An 18563-nucleotide genomic window follows, 5' to 3' on the forward strand; every position below is an offset into this window, starting at 1 on the left:
GTGGCGTTGTCCTACCTGGCGCTGGGCGACTCGTACACCATTGGTGAAGCGGTTGCGGTCGAGGGCCGCTGGCCGCACCAGCTGGCCGCCGCGCTGCGTGCGCAGGGCGTGGACCTGGCCGACCCGCAGACCATTGCCACCACCGGCTGGACCACCGACGAACTCGGTGCCGGCATCGATGCGGTGGCTCCGCAGGGCCCCTTCGATTTCGTCAGCCTGTTGATCGGGGTCAACAACCAGTACCGTGGCCGCCCGCTGGACGAGTACCGCGAGCAGTTTGAAGCGCTGCTGCGGCGGGCAATCGGCTTCGCTGGTGGGAATGCCGGACGCGTACTGGTGCTGTCCTTCCCCGATTGGGGTGCGACCCCGTTCGGCGCCGGCAGCGGCCGCGACCTGGCCGCGATCGAGATCGAAACCGACGAGTTCAATGCCGCCGCCGACGTGATCAGCACCCGGCACGGCGTGGCCTTCGTCGACATCACCGACATCAGCCGCGTACAGGGCGACGCACCGACGATGATCGCCGAAGACGGGCTGCACCCCTCGGCGCGGATGTACGCACTGTGGAGCGCGCGCGCCCTGCCGGTTGCGGCGCAACTGCTGGGCAGCACGGACTGAACCGATGGACGGCACGCCACGGAATGGCACGCCCCTGCCCTGCACGCCCCTGACGGCACTCCAGGCCCGTTCGATTGCCGAGGCTTTCCGGCCGGCACAGGCCTGGGGCAACCGTCGCGACTATTACTACACCCGCGGCAAACTCGGCAGCGATCCGCTGTATGACGGCGTGCTGCAGCAGCTGCCGGAGGATGGGCAGCCGGTGCTCGACCTGGGCTGCGGGCTGGGCCTGTTCGCCCATGTACTGCGCCAGCGTGGCGGTACCCAGCGCTACCTGGGCGTGGACGTGGATGCCGGCAAGATCGCCCGCGCCCAGCGCGCTGCTGCCGACCTGCCCGATGTGCGTTTCGACTGCCTGGATGTGCAGGCCCCCTGCCGGCCCATCGCGGGCACGTGCTGCTGCTGGACGTACTGCAGTACCTGGACGCAGGCCCGCAACAGGCGCTGCTGCGCGCCGCCAGCGAGCAGGTGGCACCCGGCGCCCGGCTGCTGCTGCGCACGCCGCTGGCCACCGGCGATGGCCGCGACCGCACGACCCGGGTCGCGGACCGGCTGGCCTGGCTGGTCGGCTGGATGGGCACGCGGCCGCGCCACTACCCCGACCCGCAGGTCGTGCAGGCGACGCTGGCCGCAGCGGGATTGCAGGTCACGGCCCCGCGCCCCCTGCATGGGCGAACCCCGTTCAACAGCTGGCTGCTGGTGGCCGAACGGCCTGAGGTATAGAGCCGAGCCCACGCTCGGCTGCTCTCCGACGCTTTCCGGTGCGGCGCACCGCCGCCCGAGCATCGGCTCGGGCGCTACAGGATGATCGCCCGCCCCTGTAGAGCCGAGCCCACGCTCGGCTGCTACAGAACCGGCAGCCGCGCCTTCAACCCGCGCTCGTCCAGCGCCTGCAGCACGCGCTCGATGATCACCCGGTTGTGCCCATGGGCGGCGCCTTCATGCAGCAGCACGATGGCGCCGGGGCGCAGGTCGGGCAGCAGCCGCGCCAGCACGCCCTCCGGCGTGCAGCCGACGCCGTCGTAGCCGCGGGCACTCCAGCCCACACGCACCAGCCCCAGCGCCTTCAGTACCGGCGCCACGAACGGGTTGGTCATGCCCACCACCGAACGGTACCAGCGCACCGGCTGCCCACCGACCGCCTGCAGCGCGTGCTGGCAGCCTTCGATCTCGGCGCGCATGGCAGACGGGCCCAGACGCCAGAAACGGGCCTGTGGATGGCTGAGGCTGTGATTGCCCAGATCGTGCCCGCGGCGCAGGATCTCGCGCACCAGCTCCGGCTGGGCCAGCGCGCGCTCGCCCACCAGGAAGAAGGTGGCGCGGGCCTGGTGACGGTCCAGCAGATCGAGCACGGCACGGGTTTCCGGGCCGGGGCCATCATCGATGGTCAGCCAGACACCGTCGCCGGCGTCCGCCAGTCGGCTCAGCACCGGCGCGTAGAAGCGGCTGTTGGGCAGGAACACCGGCACCATGAACAATGCGTGGCTGGCCACCATCACGGGCAGGCCCCACTGCCAGCCGGCCAGGACCCAGACCAGGATCACGACCAGTTGCGACAGCAGCAGCCAGGGCAGCCAGCGCCAGGGGCGGGCCGGGATGCGATGCAATGTTCCTGCGTTGCTCATCCCCCATGATGCCATGGGGGTAGAATTGCTGATTCGAATTCCCGGAACCCCGACGTCCATGTCCCTCGATCCCGCCCTGCGTTCGCGCATCGAATCCATCCTCAACGCCAACCGCGTCGTGCTGTTCATGAAGGGCCAGCCGTCGATGCCGCAGTGTGGTTTCTCGGCCAAGGCCGTGGGTGCCCTGCAGGATCTGGGCGTCGAGTTCGCCCACGTCAATGTGCTGGCCGACCAGGAAATCCGCGAAGGCATCAAGGCCTACGGCGATTGGCCGACCATCCCGCAGCTGTACATCGACGGCGAACTGGTCGGCGGCAGCGACATCGTGCTGCAGATGGCCGCCAGCGGCGAGCTGAGCAGCGTGCTGGGCCTGGCCGCGCCGGACCGCACTCCGCCGAGCATCACCGTCACCCCGGCCGCGGTGGAAATGCTCAAGGGCGCGCTGGCCGACGCCCCGGGCGCTGCCCTGCAGCTGACCATCGACGCCCGTTTCCAGCCGAACTTCCAGCTGGCCCCGCACGATGAAGGCGCGATTGCGGCCGAATCCAACGGCCTGCGCGTGCAGTTCGACCTGGCCAGCGCGCGCCGCGCCAACGGCATCACCATCGACTGGGTGGACGACATCCGCGGCAAGGGCCTGGCCATCGACAACCCGAACGCGCCCAAGCCGGTGCAGGAAATCAGCGTGCGCGACGCCGACGATCTGGTGCGTGCCGGCAACGTGACCCTGGTGGACGTGCGCCCGGCCGACGAACGCGCCATCGCCGCCGTCGGCGTGCCGTTCAAGAGCTTCGACGGCAACGGTCGTGCCGAGCTGGAAGCCCTGCCCAAGGACACCGCACTGGCCTTCCTGTGCCACCACGGTGGCCGCAGCGCACAGGCCGCCGAGCAGTTCCGCACCCTGGGCTTCAGCAAGGTGTTCAACGTCACCGGCGGCATCAACGCCTGGTCCGAAGAGGTCGACAACGGCGTGCCGAAGTACTGATCTGACCCTGCAGGGTCGGGGTTGGATCCCTTTCCGCAGGAAAGGGCTCTGACCCCAGCACAGAAAACGCCGGCATTCGCCGGCGTTTTTGCATCCACGCATGCCGTGGATCTACCCGGCGAAGCCGCCTTCGGCCAGGTAATCCAGCTCTTCGGCCGTGGGAAACGGCCGAGCACTGCGTTGCGGTGCGGGAAACGGCCGAAGCGGCGGATGATGTCGCGGTGCAGTTCGGCGTACTGCAGGTATTCCTTGTCACCGAGCACGTCGAACATCGCCACCGAACGGTCCTGGTCCAGCGGATCTTCGGAGTGCTCGAACGGCAGATAGATGAAAGCACGCAGCTTCGGCACCAGCTGCAGGTCCAGCCCTTCCTCGATCGCACGCATGGCGTAGTGCCGCGCCAGGCCGTCGGTGGCGTAGGAATGGGCGGTCCCGCGGAAGCAGTTGCGCGGGAACTGATCCAGCAGCAGCATCAACGCCAGCGCGCCCTCGGCACTGCCCAGCCAGTGTTCGCGCGCGCGCGAAGCCGCAGCGAAATGTTCATCCAGAAACAACTGGCGGAACTGCGCGTCGAACGCGTCGTCGCGGGCGAACCACTTTGCAGGGCCCGCCTCCTTCCAGAATTCCACCACTTGCGCGGCAACGTCCATCACCTACTCCCCAGGGCCGGCGCGCCGCGCCAGGCCGTCATCATCATTCGTCGAAGCGCAGGTGGCGGACCGACTTGCCGTTGCGCCGGATAAGCTTAAGCGCCTCGATGCCGATCTGGATATGGTTTTGCACGAACTGGGAGCTGACCTTGGCATCGGAGGCCTCGGTCTTGACCCCGTCCGGGATCATCGGCTGGTCCGAAACCAGCAGCAGCGCGCCGCTGGGGATGTGGTTTGCGAAGCCGGCGGCGAACACCGTGGCCGTCTCCATGTCGATGGCCATGCAGCGCATCGCCCGCAGCCGCTCCTTGAACGCCTCGTCGTGCTCCCAGACCCGGCGGTTGGTGGTGTAGACGGTGCCGGTCCAGTAGTCGTGGCCGAGGTCGCGGATCATGGTCGAGACCGCACGCTGCAGCGCGAAGGCCGGCAGGGCCGGTACTTCCGGCGGCAGGTAGTCGCCCGATGTGCCCTCGCCCCGGATCGCAGCGATCGGCAGCACCAGGTCGCCCAGCTGGTTCTTGCGCTTGAGGCCACCGCACTTGCCCAGGAACAGCACCGCCTTGGGCATCACCGCCGACAGCAGATCCATGATGATCGCGGCGTTGGGGCTGCCCATGCCGAAGTTGATCATGGTGATGCCGTCGATGGTGGCACTGGCCATGGGCCGGTCCAGGCCGATGACGGGTGCGCCGGTCAGCTCGGAAAAGGTATGCAGGTAGCCGCCGAAGTTGGTCAGCAGGATGTGCTGGCCGAACTGGTCCAGCGGCACGCCGGTATAGCGTGGCAGCCAGTTGTCGACGATTTCCTGCTTGCTCTTCATGGTCGGTCCGGTACGGCGGGGGACCGGCTATTTTCAGCCAGCCGGGCGATGCCGTCGAGCCGCCCGCCACTGCCCTGTGAAGAAGGTCACTTGGCAAGCCCACCACCGCCCGGCTAGCGTCGGCGGCTGGACTACGCCTGGAGGGGAGCTGGATGACATCGACGATGCTGCGCACTGGGGTGGGGCTGGCACTGCTGGCCATGGCCACCGCACCCGCCGTGGGCGCCTCGCGCTTCGTGGCAGACCCCTACCCCAGCACCTACCAGGCCCATCCCGATGCGCCGGTGCTGATCCACAACGCCACGGTGCTGACCGGTACCGGCCAACGCCTGGACAACGCCGACGTGCTGCTGCGCGACGGCCGTATCGCCGCCGTTGGCCGCCAACTGCAGGCCGACGCCGGGGTCACCCGCATCGATGCGCAGGGCAAGTGGGTGACGCCGGGGCTGATCGACGTGCACTCGCATCTGGGCGTCTACCCCAGCCCCGGCGTCGGTGCGCACAGCGACGGCAACGAAGTGACCGCACCGGTCACCGCCAACGTCTGGGCCGAACACTCGGTGTGGCCGCAGGACCCCGGCTTTGCCACCGCGCTGGCCGGCGGCGTGACCAGCATGCAGGTGCTGCCCGGCTCGGCCAACCTGGTGGGCGGCCGCGGCGTGACCCTCAAGAACGTTCCGGCCATCACCTACCAGGCGATGAAGTTCCCCGGCGCGCCGTGGGGGCTGAAGATGGCCTGCGGCGAGAATCCCAAGCGGGTCTACGGCGAAGGCAAGGGCGTAGCCCCGGCCACGCGCATGGGCAATGTGGCCGGCTACCGCGCCGCCTTCATCGATGCCGCCGACTACATCGCCAAGAACACGCCCAAGGCAGCCAAGCGCAAGCGCTGGTTCGGCGGCGACAAGGGCGACAGCGCCGGCGATGCCGGTGGCAAGCGCGACCTCAAGCTGGACACGCTGGCGGGCGCGATCCAGGGCGACATCCGCGTGCACATCCACTGCTACCGCGCCGACGAAATGGCCACCATGCTCGACCTGGCCAAGGAATTCGGCTTCAAGGTGGCCGCCTTCCACCATGGCGTGGAGGCCTACAAGCTGGCCGACCGGCTGGCCGCCGACGGCGTCTGCGGTGCGTTGTGGGCCGACTGGTGGGGCTTCAAGATGGAGGCCTTCGACGGCATCCAGGAGAACATCGCGCTGGTCGACCGGCCGAAGAACAGCTGCGCCATCGTCCATTCCGATTCGCCCGAAGGCATCCAGCGCCTGAACCAGGAAGCGGCCAAGGTGATGGCCTCGGCACGACGCGCGCGCATGCCGGAGATCACCCCCGAACATGCCATCACCTGGATGACCGCCAACGCCGCCAAGGCGCTGGGCATCGAGGGCCAGACCGGCACCCTGGAGGCCGGCAAGATGGCCGACGTGGTGGTGTGGAACGGCAACCCTTTCAGTTCCTATGCGCTGGCCGAGCAGGTCTTCATTGATGGCCGGCGCTTGTATGACCGCAGCGTGCCCGAGGCCACGCCGCGCTCAGATTTCCAGCTTGGCCAGGAGGTGCGCTGATGGTGGTGCTCAAGCAGTTGGCGCAGTCTGCCGCGAAGGGCAGCCGGGCATGGCTCGGCTCTACAGTCATGGTGCTGGCCTGCATTTCCGCATCCGCATCGGCGCAGGATCTGCTGGTGCGCAACGCCACGGTGCACACCGCCAGCACGCGCGGCAGCCTGCACAACGCCGACGTACTGGTGCAGGGCGGCATCATCCGCGCGGTGGGTGCCGGCCTGTCGGCGCCGGCCGGGGTGACCGTGGTCGAGGCCCATGGTCGGCCGCTGACCCCGGCGCTGTTCGGTGGCATCACCGAGATCGGCATCGAAGAAGTGTCCGGTGAATCGAGCACGGTCGACAGCACGCTGAAGATCGGCGAGCAACCGCTGCGGCCCGAGTTCGACGTCACCCTGGCCTACAACCCGGCCTCGGTGCTGATCCCGGTGGCGCGCCTGGAAGGCATCGGCTTCACCGCGCTGGGTGCGGCCACCGGAGGCGGCTTCGTGGCCGGCCAGGGCGGCGTGATGCGGCTGGACGGCAGCGCCGATCCCCTCGGGCCGCACGCCCTGTTCCTGCGCCTGGGCTCGGCGGCATCGGAGCTGACCGGCCACTCGCGCGCAGCGCAATGGATGCTGCTGCAGCAGATGGTGGATGAAGCCCGCGGCCAGGTGCCCACCGATTCGCCGCATGCCCTGCTGACTCCGGCCGGGCGGCGCACGCTGGGCCGCTACTTGGCCGGCCAGGGCCGTATCGTGGTGGAGGTGGACCGCGCAGCGGACATCCGCCAGCTGCTGCGCTGGGCCGCGCGCGAGAAAGTGAAGATCGCCCTGGCCGGCGGCAGCGAAGCCTGGCAGCTGGCGCCGGAACTGGCAGCGGCGCACGTGCCGGTGTTCGTCGACGTGCTGGCCAACCTGCCGGCCAGCTTCGACCAGATCGGTGCCACCCTGGAAAATGCCGCGCGCCTGCAGCGGGCCGGCGTGGCGGTGTCGTTCGTGCAGCGCGGCGATGCCTCGCACAACGCGCGCAAGATGCGCCAGCTGGCCGGCAACGCGGTCGCCAACGGCCTGCCCTGGGCCGACGGCCTGGCCGGCCTGACCCGGGTTCCGGCCCAGGCCTTCGGCGTGGCCGACCAGATCGGCAGCATCGAGCCGGGCAAGCGCGCCGACCTGGTGCTGTGGGAGGGCGACCCGCTGGATGTGGCGCACTATGCCGAACAGGTCTGGCTGGGTGGGCGTGCGATGCCGATGCGTTCGCGCCAGACCGAACTGCGCGACCGCTACCTGCAGCGCAACGCGCAGCCCTGACCGCCTTCAAGGAAACCCCCATGGCCACGCTGCGCTGGTATTTCGACTTCGTCTCGCCCTATTCCTACCTGCACTGGCAGAAGCTGAAGCGGCTGCCGCAGTTCGGCCAGATCCAGCCGGTGCCGATCGCCTTCGGCGCGGTGCTGCATCACCTGGGCAACCTCGGCCCGGCCGAGATTCCGGCCAAGCGTCGCTTCATGTACCGCCAGCTGCATTGGACCGCGCAGGCCGAGGGCACGCCGCTGCGTTTCCCACCGGGCCATCCGTTCAACCCGCTGTCGGCGCTGCGCCTGTGCCTGGCGGCCGGTGCCAGCGCGCAGGCGGTGGACGTGCTGTTTGACTGGATCTGGCGCGAGGGCAACGCCGGCGACAGCGCCGAGGCCCTGCGCGAGCCCGGCGCCCGGCTGGACATCGAGGATGTGGCCACCGCCATTGCCGATCCGGCGGTGAAGGAGCAGCTGCGGCGCAACACCGACGCCGCCATCGGGGCCGGCGTGTTCGGCGTGCCGACCCTGGCCATCGGCGATGAACTGTTCTGGGGCCACGATGCGCACCCGTTGATGGCCGCCGTGCTGGACGATCCGGGCCTGTTGCAGCAGCCCGAGTGGCAGCGCCTGGACAGCCTGCCAGTGGCGGTGCAGCGCAGTCGCTGAACAGGCACTGGCGTATTTCCCTCGCGCGCCGGGCGCGGTTTTGAGATAGTTTTCACATTTCCGAACCTACAACCGCCCTGGAGGGGAGCCGCGGATGCGCATCGGAATCGTCGTCGACTCGGCCTGCGACCTGCCGCAGGACTTCATCGCCGAACACAACATCGTGCTGCTGCCGATCACCGTCCGCATCGGCGAAGCCGTGCTGGCCGATCACCGCGATGAGCAGGCCACGCTCAGCTTCCTGCACGCCCACGTGGCCGAGCATGGCGCTGAAGCGGAAACCATCCCCTTCAGCGTCAACCAGATCCGCGACCTGTTCCTGCAGCAGCTGGTGATCGACTACGACCACGTGTTCTGCATGACCATCACCAAGACCCGCAGCCCCATCCACGACAACGCGCTGCAGGCCAGCTTCGCCATCCTCAATGACTACAAGCCGGTGCGGCAGGCGGCGGGCTACAACTCGCCGTCTCGCGCTGCGCGTGCTCGACACCCAGAACCTGTTTGCGGCGCAGGCGGTGACCGCGATCGAGGCCGTGCGCCTGCGCGACAGCAACGCCAGCGTGCAGCAGATCCGCGAGCGGCTGGAGGAACTGGCCGGCAACGTGCATGGCTACATGGTCACCCGCGACCTGTACTACATGCGCGCACGTGCACGGCACAAGGGTGACCGCAGCGTCGGCCTGCTCAGTGCTGCGCTGGGCAGCGCGCTGGACATCAAGCCGGTGCTGCACGGCTACCGCGGCGAGACCGGGCCGGTGGCCAAGATCAAAGGCTTCGACAACGCCGTACAGAAGCTGTTCGCCGTGGTGGGCCAGCGTGTACGCGCTGGGCTGATGACACCGACGGTGTGCGTCAGCTACGGCGGTGAACTGGACGAACTGCGCGCCCTGCCCGGCTATGCGGCATTGAAGCAGGTCTGCGCCGAGCACGGCGTCAGCGTGTATGAGTCGGTGATGAGCCTGACCGGCATGGTCAACGTCGGCAAGGGCGCGGTCACCGTGGGCTTTGCCGATGGGCCGCATCGGTTTGAATGAAGGCCAACTGCGGCGGGAATCTGCACATCGATTCCACCGCGACTGTGCCAGCCTTGCCGCACTTCAAGGAGAACACCATGCCTGCGCAGTACCACATCAGCCTGCCCGACCCGTCCAAGGCCCGCGGCAACGACCCTGACCTGTCCTTCCATTCGCAGGGCGCCGCCGGCTTCGCCGAGGAACTGCAGAACGCCCTGCGCAGCGGCACGCTGTTCGAGCGCTGGAAGGCCAAGCAGCCCGACCCGGATGCGGTGGAACCGCAGTGGGGCGTGACCGATCCGGACGCCACCGTGACCGGCGAGCAGAAAGACCTGCGCATCAACCTGGTGGCCACCACCCGCATCGACAGTGACGTGTTCAAGCAGCGCCTGCGCCTGCTGGCGGGGCACCATTGGGAACTGCGCGACGTGCGTTGAGACCGCCAGGTAGTGCCGGCCGCTGGCCGGCATTACCAGCCGCCGCCCAGCGCGCGGTACAGCTCCACCCGGGCGATCGCCGCCGTGGCCTGGCTGTTGGCCAGCGCGGCCTGGTTGTCCAGCGCGATGCGTTGGGTACTGAGCACATCCAGCATGTCGACCACGCCGGCCTGGTACTGTCGACGCGCCGCACCCAACGCGGTTTCGCTCTCCTCCACCGCCACATGCAACTGCACGGTGCGCTGCTGTTCGGTGGCATAGCCATCCATGGCGTCATCGACTTCATGCCAGGCCTGCAGCACGGTGCGCCGGAACAGCAGCGCCGACTGTTGCTCTTGCAGCCTGCTCAGCGCCAGGTTGGCCTTCAGCCGCCCGCCCTGGAAGATCGGCAGGCTGATCGACGGCCCGACGCTGAAGCGATGCGCGTTCCAGCCATCGAGGTCATCGAGCTGCTTGGCCTGGAAACCGGCATCGCCGTTCAAGGTGACGCGCGGCAGGAAACTGGCCTTGGCCACCCCGATACCCGCCGTTGCGGCATGCAACGCCGCTTCTGCACGCCGGATGTCCGGGCGGCGCTCGGCCAGTTCGCTGGGCAGACCCACCGCCACCGCCGGCAACGCCGGCCAGTCGCGACGTGCATCCTGCAACTGCGCATCCAGTGCCTGCGGGGGCGCGCCAGCAGCAACGCCAGCGCATTGCGCAGCTGCGATTCGCGATGCCGCAGCGGCGCGATACGTGCCTGCAACGAGGCCACCTGCGCCGCCGCGCTGGATACCTGCAGCGTGCTGGCCACGCCCTGGCGCTGGCGTGCCTCGGTCAGGCGCTTGATGTCGTGGGCGATGCTCAGATTGTCCTCGGTGATCGCCAGCAGCTGCCGCGTCGCACGCAGCTGCAGATAGTCACGCGCGGTTTCCGCCAGCAGCGCGATGCGCACCGCATGCGCATCCTCCTCGGCCATCTGCACGCGGGCATCGGCGGCTTCCAGCTGGCGGCGCACGCGCCCCACAGATCCAGTTCCCAGCTCAGGCCGATCCCGGCCTGGAACAGCCCGTAATCATCGCGGCCGCCGTTGCCGGAGGGATCGTTCAGGCCCACTTCGCTGTTGCGTGCGCGGGTGCCGCTGGCGGTTGCGCTGACGCTGGGCAGACGATCGGCAGCGCTGATGCCACGCGCGGCGCGGCTCTGCTGCACGCGGTTGGCGGCCAGTTGCAGGTCCAGATTGGCCTGCAACACCTGCCCTGCCAGCTGGCCCAGTAGTGGATCGTCGAAGCCGGCCCACCAGCCGGCGTCCTGATCGATTGCACTGGCGGTCACCGCCTCACCCTGCCAGTGGCTGGGCAGTTGCGCCTGCGGACGCACGAAGTCCGGGCCCATCGTGCAGGCGGCCAGCGCCGTGCACACACTGGCCGCGAAGAAGGTGCGCAACACGGTGCCTGCGCTCATGCACCCTCCCCGGCCACAGGGCCCGCAGCACGCTGCACGTTCTGGGCGCGCGCACGACTGTCCAGGTCGACGCTGGCCTCCACCGACATGCCGGCGCGCAGCTGGTCCAGCAACGGCTGGCCCGGCTCCAGCACGATCTTCACCGGAATGCGCTGCACCACCTTGGTGAAATTGCCGGTGGCATTCTCCGGCGCGACCGCGGCGAAGGTGACGCCGGTGGCCGGAGCGATGCTGTCGATGTGGCCACGCAATGGCTTGCCCGGGAACACGTCCACCGTCAGCGCGACCTGCTGGCCGGCCTGCATGCGGGTCATCTGCGTTTCCTGGAAGTTGGCGACCACGAAGGCGCGCTGCAGCGGCACCACTGCCGCCACCGGCGTTCCTGGCGTGAGGTAGGCCCCCACGCGAACCGCGCGACGACCGACCATGCCATCGATCGGTGCGCGCAGCACGGTGTGCGAAAGATCCAGTTCGGCGCGCGCCTGCGCCGCTTCTGCACGCTGCACCGCCGCCTGTGCGGCCTGCACACCGGCACTGAGGATGTCGGTGCGCTGGCGCGCGGTCGACAGCGCCGCCTGGCCCTGCTGCAGATGCGCACTGGCCACGGCCTGCTTCGACTGCGCCTGCTGTGCGTTCTGCACGGTGCCGGCGCCATCGCGGGCCAGCTCGCGGTAACGCTGCTGGTCGGCGCTGGCCAGGGTCAGCTCGGAACGGCTGACATCGACACTGGCCCTGGCCTGTTCGATCAGCGAGCCCTGCTGGGCCAGCGCGGCCTGCGCGTTGGCCAGCTGTGCATGGGCATTGGCCAGGTCGGCACGTGCCGCCTGCAAGGCGACCTGGTAGTCACGGTCGTCGATGCGGGCCAGCACGTCGCCGGCCTTCACCGCCTGGTTGTCTTCTACTTCCACGGCACTGACGAAGCCGGGAATTTTTGGCGCCACCAGCGTGTAGTCGGCCACCACGTACGCATTGTTGGTGCGCTGGTGGCCGCCATCGCGCAACAGCAGCCAGGCGCCGATGGCCAGGGCCAGCACACCCAGGCCGAGGCCGGTGTGGAGCGTGGTTCGATTGATCGTCATGAGAGGTTCCTGCGAAGGGTTCAGGCCACGGCGCGTGGCGGATGGATGCGGGTGGGCATCCAGGCAATGAGGGGAATGAAGGCGAGCGCGACCAGCGCGACCACCCAGTACAGGTCAGCCGAGGTCAGCGCCTGTACCTGTGCATGCAGGCGCGCGCCGAGCTGCGGCCCGTCGGCCAGCCACGGCTGCTCGCCGAGGCGGTCGACCAGCACGGTGGAATGGAAGTGGCGACGGCCCTGCGCGACGGCGTCCAGTACGCCGCTGGCGAGCACGGCGGCGAAGCCCTTGACCGTGTTGAACCACGCCGAGGCGAACGGGCCGTCCTGCGGCGCCAGGCCGCCGGTGGCCAGCATCAGCAGCGGCAGCACCGCCATCGGTTGTGCGAACACCTGCAGCAGCTGTACCCACAGGAAGTTGTCGCGGATCCAGGCCGCATCCAGGTGCGAGCCCAGCCAGCAGGCCAGCGCCAGGAGCGCAAGGCCGGTGGCCTGCACCCAGCGGCAATCCACTGCGCGGATGTTCAACAACGCCGCCACCAGCGGCAACGCGATCACCTGCGGCAGCGCCACCCACAGCAGCATCGGTGCGGTCTGCAACGGCCGGTAGCCCTGCACGCTGGCCAGGAAACCGGACGGGATCGAGATCACTGCCAGCAGCACGAACAGCACACCGCCCAGGGTCACCAGCGAGTAGCTGAGGTTGCGGTTGGCCAGCAACTGCAACTTGAAGAACGGCAACGGGTGGAACCATTCGTTGACCATGAACAGCACCATCAGCCCGGCGCCGCCCCCGAGCATCAGGGTGATCATCGGCGAGTCGAACCAGTTCAGGCGCGGGCCCTGCACCAGGCCGAGCACTAGCAGCACCAGTGCCGGCAGGCCGAGCAACAGGCCGACCGTATCGAACTGGGCGAAGCGCTCCAGCCGCAGCGGGTCCTGCGGCAGGCCCCAACTGACCATCGCCATCGCCGCCAGGCAATACGGCACGATCTGCCAGAACGCCCAGTGCCAGCCCACCTGCTCGACCCAGAACGCAGCCAACGGCGTACCCATGCTCGGGCCAAACGTGGCGGTCAATGCGTAACCTGCCAGGCCGTACAGCTTGATGCCCGGTGGCAGGAAGCGCAGTGCCACGCTCATCAACAGCGGCGGCAGCGCGCCCCGCACAGGCCCTGCAGTGCGCGCAGCAGCAGGAAGGTCTGCAGGTTCGGCGCGAGGGGACACAGCACGCCCAGCACCATGAAGCCGGCGATCATTGCCAGTGCGAAGCGGCGCAGCGAGAAGGTGGCCGCGCACCACGGTGCGAAGGCCATCGCGCTGACCGACATCGCACTGTACAGCGCGACGATCCAGCTGCCGTCATCGACGCTGAAGCCCATCGCACCGCGGATGTCGGCCAGCGCGACCTTGGTGACGTTCTCGTTGAAGCCCGACACCAGCACGGCCAGCAGCACACCACACAGGCCGACCAGGATGCGGCGGTCGAGCCCGGGGGCGGCGGGAGGTCTGGGCGCTGCGGTGGCTGGGACAGCAGCGGCCGGCGTACTCATCGCCGGGCACCTATCCGTGCAGTGCACGGCATGTTGGGGGTCATTGGAATGCGCTCAGTGAAACTCTGGGGAGCGCAGTCTAGGGAGGGGCTCTGCTGCGAAAAATGGCGCAGCCCGCATGCCAGAGGTGCGTCGGACGCACGGATTGCGGTACTGGATGGATCGGCGCCTGGTGGCGCACGGCTTGCGGTGCTGCGTGGATTGCCACCTCGCGGCGCACGGCTTGCCGTGCTGCGTGGATCGGTGCTTCGTAGAGTCGAGCTTGCTCGACTGCTGTGCGCCACCATCAGTCGAGCAAGCTCGACTCTACCGATGGGCTGAGGCAGCCGAGCAAGCTCGACTCTACGAGACGTTGGCGTCGCACATGTTCTTGATCGCGCGCCGCAGCCACTGGTGGGCCGCGTCGTTGTCCAGCCGCGGATGCCAGGCCTGCACGATGGCAGCAGTACGCACCGGGATCGGCAGCGGGAACAGGCGCAGCGGCAGGCGCATGCTGACGATCCGCTCCAGCATCACGCTCGGCATCTGCGGCAGGATCAGGTCCGATTCGGCGGCGGCAAAGATCGCGCCATGGAAGGTCGGGCTGATCAGCGCCACCCGGCGTTGCAGGCCGAGCGCGGCCAGGTCGTCATCGATCGGTCCGCGCGGCAGGCCGCGGCGCGAGACGGCGATCTGGTCGCAGGCGGCAAAGCGCTCGGCGCTGATCTCGCCATCGAACAGCGGATGATCCTCGCGCGCGGCGCCCATGAAGGAAGTGCTGAACAGGTTCTGCACCTTGGTGTCCGGCGCATGCTTGCCGGCGGTGCTGATGTACAGGTCGATCCGCCCCTGTGCCATCGCATCGTCATCGGTGTCGCCCTCGGGCACGAAGCGCAGCACCGCGCGCGGTGCCTGCTGGCGGAAGATCTCGCGCAGGCGCCCGCCGAAGCCGCCGATGAAGACATCGTTGGCGCGCACGCTGAAGGTGCGTTCCAGGGTGCGCAGGTCGATCTCGCGGCCGGAATGGAACACGCGATGGGCCTGCTCGATCACGTCGCGCACCTGCTCACGCAGCTGCAGCGCGCGTGGTGTCGGCGCCAGCCCACGGCCGGCGCGTACCAGCACCGGATCGCCCAGCGCGGTACGGATCCGGCCCAGGGTACGGCTCATCGCCGGCGCGCTCAGGTTCATCCGGCGCGCGGCGGCGGCCACGCTGCATTCATCGATCAGCACATCCAGTGCCAGCAACAGGTTCAGGTCCGGCAGGGGCATGACAGTCTCCAGTAGATCAGATGACTTTACGGCACGTCGAACCACGATGGATTGCGTTTGGCGCATCCATTGACTGCCGCGCACGGCATGGGTGCGCGCGGTGACATCGGCGACCATCCCCGGCCTGCCAAGGAGACATCCATGTTCAACACCCTGCTGGTCGCCCTCGATGGCGGCCCCCAGCACGCGCGCGTGCTGGACCTGGCTGCGGCCGTTGCCGGCCCGCGCAGCCGCCTGCATCTGCTGTGCGTGCTCGACCCCGAATTCGCGCTGGCCGCCGATGCCAGCGAAGCCGACCGCATCGAGTACCCGGAAGCCGCCCGCCAGCGCTCGCGCGCCGAAGCGGTGCTGGCCGAAGCCCTGGCCGAGCTGCGCGAACGCGGCGTCGATGCCATCGCACAGATCCCCTCCGGCGAGCCCGGCGAAGTGATCAGCAACCAGGCCCGGCGCCTGAAGTGCGACCTGATCGTGATCGGCCATCGCCACCTGTCGCGCCTGGAACGCCTGTTCGAACCTTCGGTCGGGCAATGGACCATCGACCACGCGCCCTGCCCGGTGCTGGTGGAAACCCGCGACCGGCACGGCTAGCGGCCATGGCCTCCCGCGCTCCGTTGTTCCCCACCCGGGTCAGCTACCGCGCCTTCGGTCGTCAGTTCGGTCGCGGCGAGCAGGCGCTGCTGGCGGCGATCCGCCAGCTGCGCGAGCCCGAGCTGCAGGCCGAGGGCCTCATCGGCCTGGGCGATCTCGGCCTGGACCGGCAGGGCTGCGATGCGTTTCTGGGCCTGCTGCCCCTGCTGGCCACGCCCTCGGCGCCGATCGACCTGCTGCTGCCCGGCTCCCCGTTCATCGCCGCCAGCGAACTGGACCTGCTGGTCTGCCTGCTGCGCATCGCCCAGTGGCGGCATGCGCGCCCGCGCGCGGGCGACCCGCTGGCGCCGCTGCGCCTGCAGCTGGCGCGCTGCGCCCAGGCGGTGCAGGCAGCGAACCTGCACCTGCGGCCACGCTCGCTGTCGCCGGTCGGGCTGCGGCTGCTGGATCCGGCCGGCTGGCAACGGCAGCGATGACCCCGCGCCCGCGCGGGCGCGGGGCTGGCCGGTTGTTCTCAGCAGTCCAGGGTGCCGTGCGCGTTGCCCTCATCGTCGAGGACGTGCGCGTGCAGCATCACCTGGTTGCGGCCTGCACGCTTGGCGGCATACAGGCCGGCGTCTGCATCGGCCAACAGCTGATCGGCGCTGGCCAGCGCGGGCGGATGCAGATAGCCCACGCCAACACTGATGCTGATCGATCCTTCCGGCAACGGCAGCGCCTCCACCGCCTCGCGCAGGCGCTCGGCCAGCGCCAGCACCCCCGACAATGCACTTCCGGACACGATCACCGCGAACTCCTCGCCACCGTAGCGCGCCACACTGTCGCCGGCGCGGCCGGCCGTTGTCTTCAGCACCGCCGCGACCGCCTGCAGGCAACGGTCGCCGGCCGGATGGCCGTGCTGGTCGTTGAACGCCTTGAAGTGGTCGATGTCGACCAGCAGCAGGGCCAGCTCGCTGCCGTTGCGCCGCGCGCGGTTCCATTCGGCCTGCAGCACCGTGTCGAACTCGCGGCGGTTGGCCACCCCGGTCAGGCCGTCGCGCCGGGCCAGCTCATCCAGTCCCGCCTGGCGCTCCAGCAGATCCATCTGCAGCACGGTACTGCGCAGGCTGAAGCCCAGTGTGGCGACCACGAAGCCGGCCACCGCCAGCCATCGCGCGTGGTCCACCACCAGGGTGCCGACCACCAGCAGCAGCAGCGGCAGGATGATCGGCCCGCCGGCCTGGACCAGCCGCGAAAGGCGGGGGTGCAGCACGAAGCCGGGCGCCGGTGCCTGGCGCAGCGCCAGCACGGCCAGCAGCAGGAACGGCAGGTCGATCAGCAGGTCGTTGTAGGCACCGAATGACTGCTCGGCGGTGTAGTGGTTGATGTAGAACGCTACCGTCAGGTAGACCAGCGCATACAGCGCCAGCGCGCGGAAGAAGCTGCGCCGCTCGGGCACATCGCCGGCCAGCCAGCGCACCACCGCGAAGACGGCGATGCACAGGTTCTGGATGTCGAACATGCGCTGCATGTTCGCCATGGCCTGGTTGTCGATATCGATACGATCGGCAAACGACTGCGTATGCACGAAGAACAGCACGCCCAGCAGCGCCGCCATGCCACCGTCGATCACGCTGATCGACCAGCGCTCACGGCGCGCACGCGCCAGGATGAACACCAGCGGCACGCCGTACAGCACATACAGAAGCAGGCTCACCCGCGGAGTGATGTCGGCGCGATCGGCGCCAAGGGCATCGAGCATGTTCACGCCCATGCCGCCGGCCCAGAGCAGCAGGGCCAGCGCCGTGGCCCGCCAGCCCAGCGCCGCGCGGTCGCGTTGGCCACGCCACAGGCAGGCCGCTGCGGCCAGCAGGGGGCGCCGGTCAGGAAAACGAACGACCCCGCACCCGCCGATCCCGGCCACAGGGTCAGCACCAGGCCATGGCAGAGCACATACAGCAGCGCCAGCACTACCGGCATGCATCCCCCGATCCACAAAGCCGTACGCGCGCACGATAGCCCGGGGCGGCGCCACGATGGTGTGATCCATCGCTAGAAAAGCGGCGTGTAACCGTAGAGCCGAGCCCATGCTCGGCTGCCATCCAGTCGGAAGCCCAAGGGAAAGCCGAGCTCAGGCTCGGCTCTACCGGGGTCAACGCTTCAGCGCTTGGGCGTGATGGGCGATGTGCTCGCCGATGAAGCTGGCGATGAAGTAGTAGCTGTGGTCGTAGCCGGGCTGCAGGCGCAGGGTCAACGGATGGCCGACCGCCTCGCAGGCCGCCTGCAGGCGCTGCGGCTGCAACTGGGTCTGCAGGAACTCATCGGCCCCGCCCTGGTCGACCAGCAACGGCAGCCGTTCTTCGGCCGTGGCCAGCAGCGCGCAGGCGTCCCACTGCACCCAGTCGGCCGGGTTGGCGCCCAGATAGGCGGTGAAGGCCTTCTGTCCCCACGGCACCTGGCTGGGTGCCACGATCGGTGAGAACGCCGACACGCTGCGGTAGCGGCCGGGATTGCGCAGCGCGATCACCAGCGCACCATGGCCGCCCATCGAGTGCCCGCTGATGGCGCGCGCGGTGGTCACCGGGAAGTGCGCCTCGATCAGCGCCGGCAGTTCCTGCGCCACATAGTCGTGCATGCGGTAGTGCTTGGCCCACGGCTGCTCGGTGGCGTTGAGGTAGAAGCCGGCGCCCTTGCCCAGGTCGTAGCCTTCGGCATCGGCCACCTCGTCGCCGCGCGGGCTGGTGTCGGGCGCGACCAGGATCACCCCGTGCTCGGCCGCGTACCGCTGCGCGCCGGCCTTGGTGATGACGTTCTGTTCGGTGCAGGTCAGGCCGCTCAGCCAGTACAGCACCGGCAGCTTCTGCGTGGCCGCCTGCGGCGGCAGGTACACGGCGAACTGCATGTCGCAGCCCAGCGTGGTGGAGGTGTGGCGGTAGACGTCCTGCCAGCCGCCGAAGCAGGCGCGGTGTTCAATGCGTTCCATGAGGTTCTCCTGCGCGGCGCGTCGGCGCACGCATGCTTCTGG

Annotated in this window: 14 protein-coding genes and 5 pseudogenes; 10 read left to right on the top strand and 9 right to left on the bottom strand. The window is 69.0% G+C overall.

The features are described 5' to 3' along the window. Both N4G47_RS16155 and N4G47_RS16160 read left to right on the top strand, forming a co-directional pair. Nucleotides 1-618, top strand: a complete 618-nt coding sequence (locus N4G47_RS16155) for an SGNH/GDSL hydrolase family protein (RefSeq protein WP_475288696.1) — start codon at nt 1-3, stop codon at nt 616-618. 4 nt (nt 619-622) lie between these two features. Next, nucleotides 623-1341, top strand: a pseudogene (locus N4G47_RS16160) (class I SAM-dependent methyltransferase). 122 nt (nt 1342-1463) lie between these two features. Here the strand turns inward: N4G47_RS16160 and N4G47_RS16165 are convergent. Further along, on the bottom strand, nt 1464-2243 hold the full coding sequence (locus tag N4G47_RS16165) for a polysaccharide deacetylase family protein (RefSeq protein ID WP_475288700.1): 780 nt from the start codon (nt 2241-2243) through the stop codon (nt 1464-1466). A gap of 58 nt (nt 2244-2301) precedes the next feature. Between N4G47_RS16165 and grxD the strand changes: the two genes are divergently transcribed. Further along, complete coding sequence (gene grxD, locus N4G47_RS16170; RefSeq protein WP_475288704.1) at nt 2302-3228, top strand: Grx4 family monothiol glutaredoxin; 927 nt, start codon at nt 2302-2304, stop codon at nt 3226-3228. A 111-nt stretch (nt 3229-3339) separates the two neighbouring features. Here the strand turns inward: grxD and N4G47_RS16175 are convergent. Both N4G47_RS16175 and N4G47_RS16180 read right to left on the bottom strand, forming a co-directional pair. After that, nucleotides 3340-3878: pseudogene (locus N4G47_RS16175) on the bottom strand (DUF924 family protein). A gap of 43 nt (nt 3879-3921) precedes the next feature. Beyond that, nucleotides 3922-4698 carry an AMP nucleosidase gene (locus tag N4G47_RS16180; RefSeq protein ID WP_057497361.1) on the bottom strand — a complete coding sequence of 259 codons (777 nt, stop codon included), beginning with the start codon at nt 4696-4698 and terminating at the stop codon, nt 3922-3924. Between the two features lie 164 nt (nt 4699-4862). Between N4G47_RS16180 and N4G47_RS16185 the strand changes: the two genes are divergently transcribed. The 5 genes and pseudogenes from N4G47_RS16185 to N4G47_RS16205 all read left to right on the top strand — a co-directional run bounded on the left by N4G47_RS16185 (nt 4863) and on the right by N4G47_RS16205 (nt 9649). Then, the gene (locus tag N4G47_RS16185) at nt 4863-6260 is read left to right on the top strand and encodes an amidohydrolase (protein WP_475289960.1); all 1398 of its coding nucleotides are present in this window, start codon (nt 4863-4865) and stop codon (nt 6258-6260) included. Continuing rightward, nucleotides 6260-7543, top strand: a complete 1284-nt coding sequence (locus tag N4G47_RS16190) for an amidohydrolase family protein (RefSeq protein ID WP_475288710.1) — start codon at nt 6260-6262, stop codon at nt 7541-7543. Before N4G47_RS16185 ends, N4G47_RS16190 begins: the two co-directional genes overlap by 1 nt. Nucleotides 7544-7563: 20 nt before the next feature. Further along, entirely contained in the window at nt 7564-8196 is a 633-nt protein-coding gene (locus N4G47_RS16195) for a DsbA family protein (protein WP_475288713.1), read from the top strand. Between the two features lie 94 nt (nt 8197-8290). Beyond that, nucleotides 8291-9233: pseudogene (locus N4G47_RS16200) on the top strand (DegV family protein). 77 nt (nt 9234-9310) lie between these two features. Continuing rightward, entirely contained in the window at nt 9311-9649 is a 339-nt protein-coding gene (locus tag N4G47_RS16205) for a hypothetical protein (protein WP_475288715.1), read from the top strand. Nucleotides 9650-9681: 32 nt separating this feature from the next. Here N4G47_RS16205 and N4G47_RS16210 read toward each other — a convergent pair. The 4 genes and pseudogenes from N4G47_RS16210 to N4G47_RS16225 all read right to left on the bottom strand — a co-directional run bounded on the left by N4G47_RS16210 (nt 9682) and on the right by N4G47_RS16225 (nt 14971). Further along, nucleotides 9682-11092: pseudogene (locus N4G47_RS16210) on the bottom strand (efflux transporter outer membrane subunit). Beyond that, the gene (locus N4G47_RS16215; protein ID WP_475288717.1) at nt 11089-12171 is read right to left on the bottom strand and encodes an HlyD family secretion protein; all 1083 of its coding nucleotides are present in this window, start codon (nt 12169-12171) and stop codon (nt 11089-11091) included. Before N4G47_RS16215 ends, N4G47_RS16210 begins: the two are co-directional and overlap by 4 nt. Nucleotides 12172-12191: 20 nt before the next feature. Continuing rightward, a pseudogene (locus tag N4G47_RS16220) lies at nt 12192-13720 on the bottom strand (MFS transporter). A 342-nt stretch (nt 13721-14062) separates the two neighbouring features. Next, nucleotides 14063-14971: a LysR family transcriptional regulator gene (locus N4G47_RS16225; RefSeq protein WP_475288719.1), complete on the bottom strand. Its 909-nt coding sequence runs from the start codon at nt 14969-14971 to the stop codon at nt 14063-14065. A gap of 141 nt (nt 14972-15112) precedes the next feature. On the opposite strand from N4G47_RS16225, the gene N4G47_RS16230 reads away from it, so the two are divergent. Both N4G47_RS16230 and N4G47_RS16235 read left to right on the top strand, forming a co-directional pair. Then, nucleotides 15113-15559: a universal stress protein gene (locus N4G47_RS16230; RefSeq protein WP_475288723.1), complete on the top strand. Its 447-nt coding sequence runs from the start codon at nt 15113-15115 to the stop codon at nt 15557-15559. 5 nt (nt 15560-15564) lie between these two features. Next, nucleotides 15565-16035 (top strand): hypothetical protein, encoded by a 471-nt coding sequence (locus N4G47_RS16235; protein WP_475288725.1) that lies wholly within the window; start codon nt 15565-15567, stop codon nt 16033-16035. Nucleotides 16036-16073: 38 nt separating this feature from the next. Here N4G47_RS16235 and N4G47_RS16240 read toward each other — a convergent pair whose 3' ends face one another. Next, nucleotides 16074-17462 (bottom strand): GGDEF domain-containing protein, encoded by a 1389-nt coding sequence (locus tag N4G47_RS16240; RefSeq protein WP_475288727.1) that lies wholly within the window; start codon nt 17460-17462, stop codon nt 16074-16076. Nucleotides 17463-17690: 228 nt separating this feature from the next. After that, a complete protein-coding gene (gene fghA, locus N4G47_RS16245; RefSeq protein WP_475288729.1) occupies nt 17691-18521 on the bottom strand; it encodes an S-formylglutathione hydrolase in 831 nt (276 codons plus the stop codon). Nucleotides 18522-18563 lie beyond the last annotated feature (42 nt).

This window comes from Stenotrophomonas sp. GSD10 (assembly GCF_056172695.1).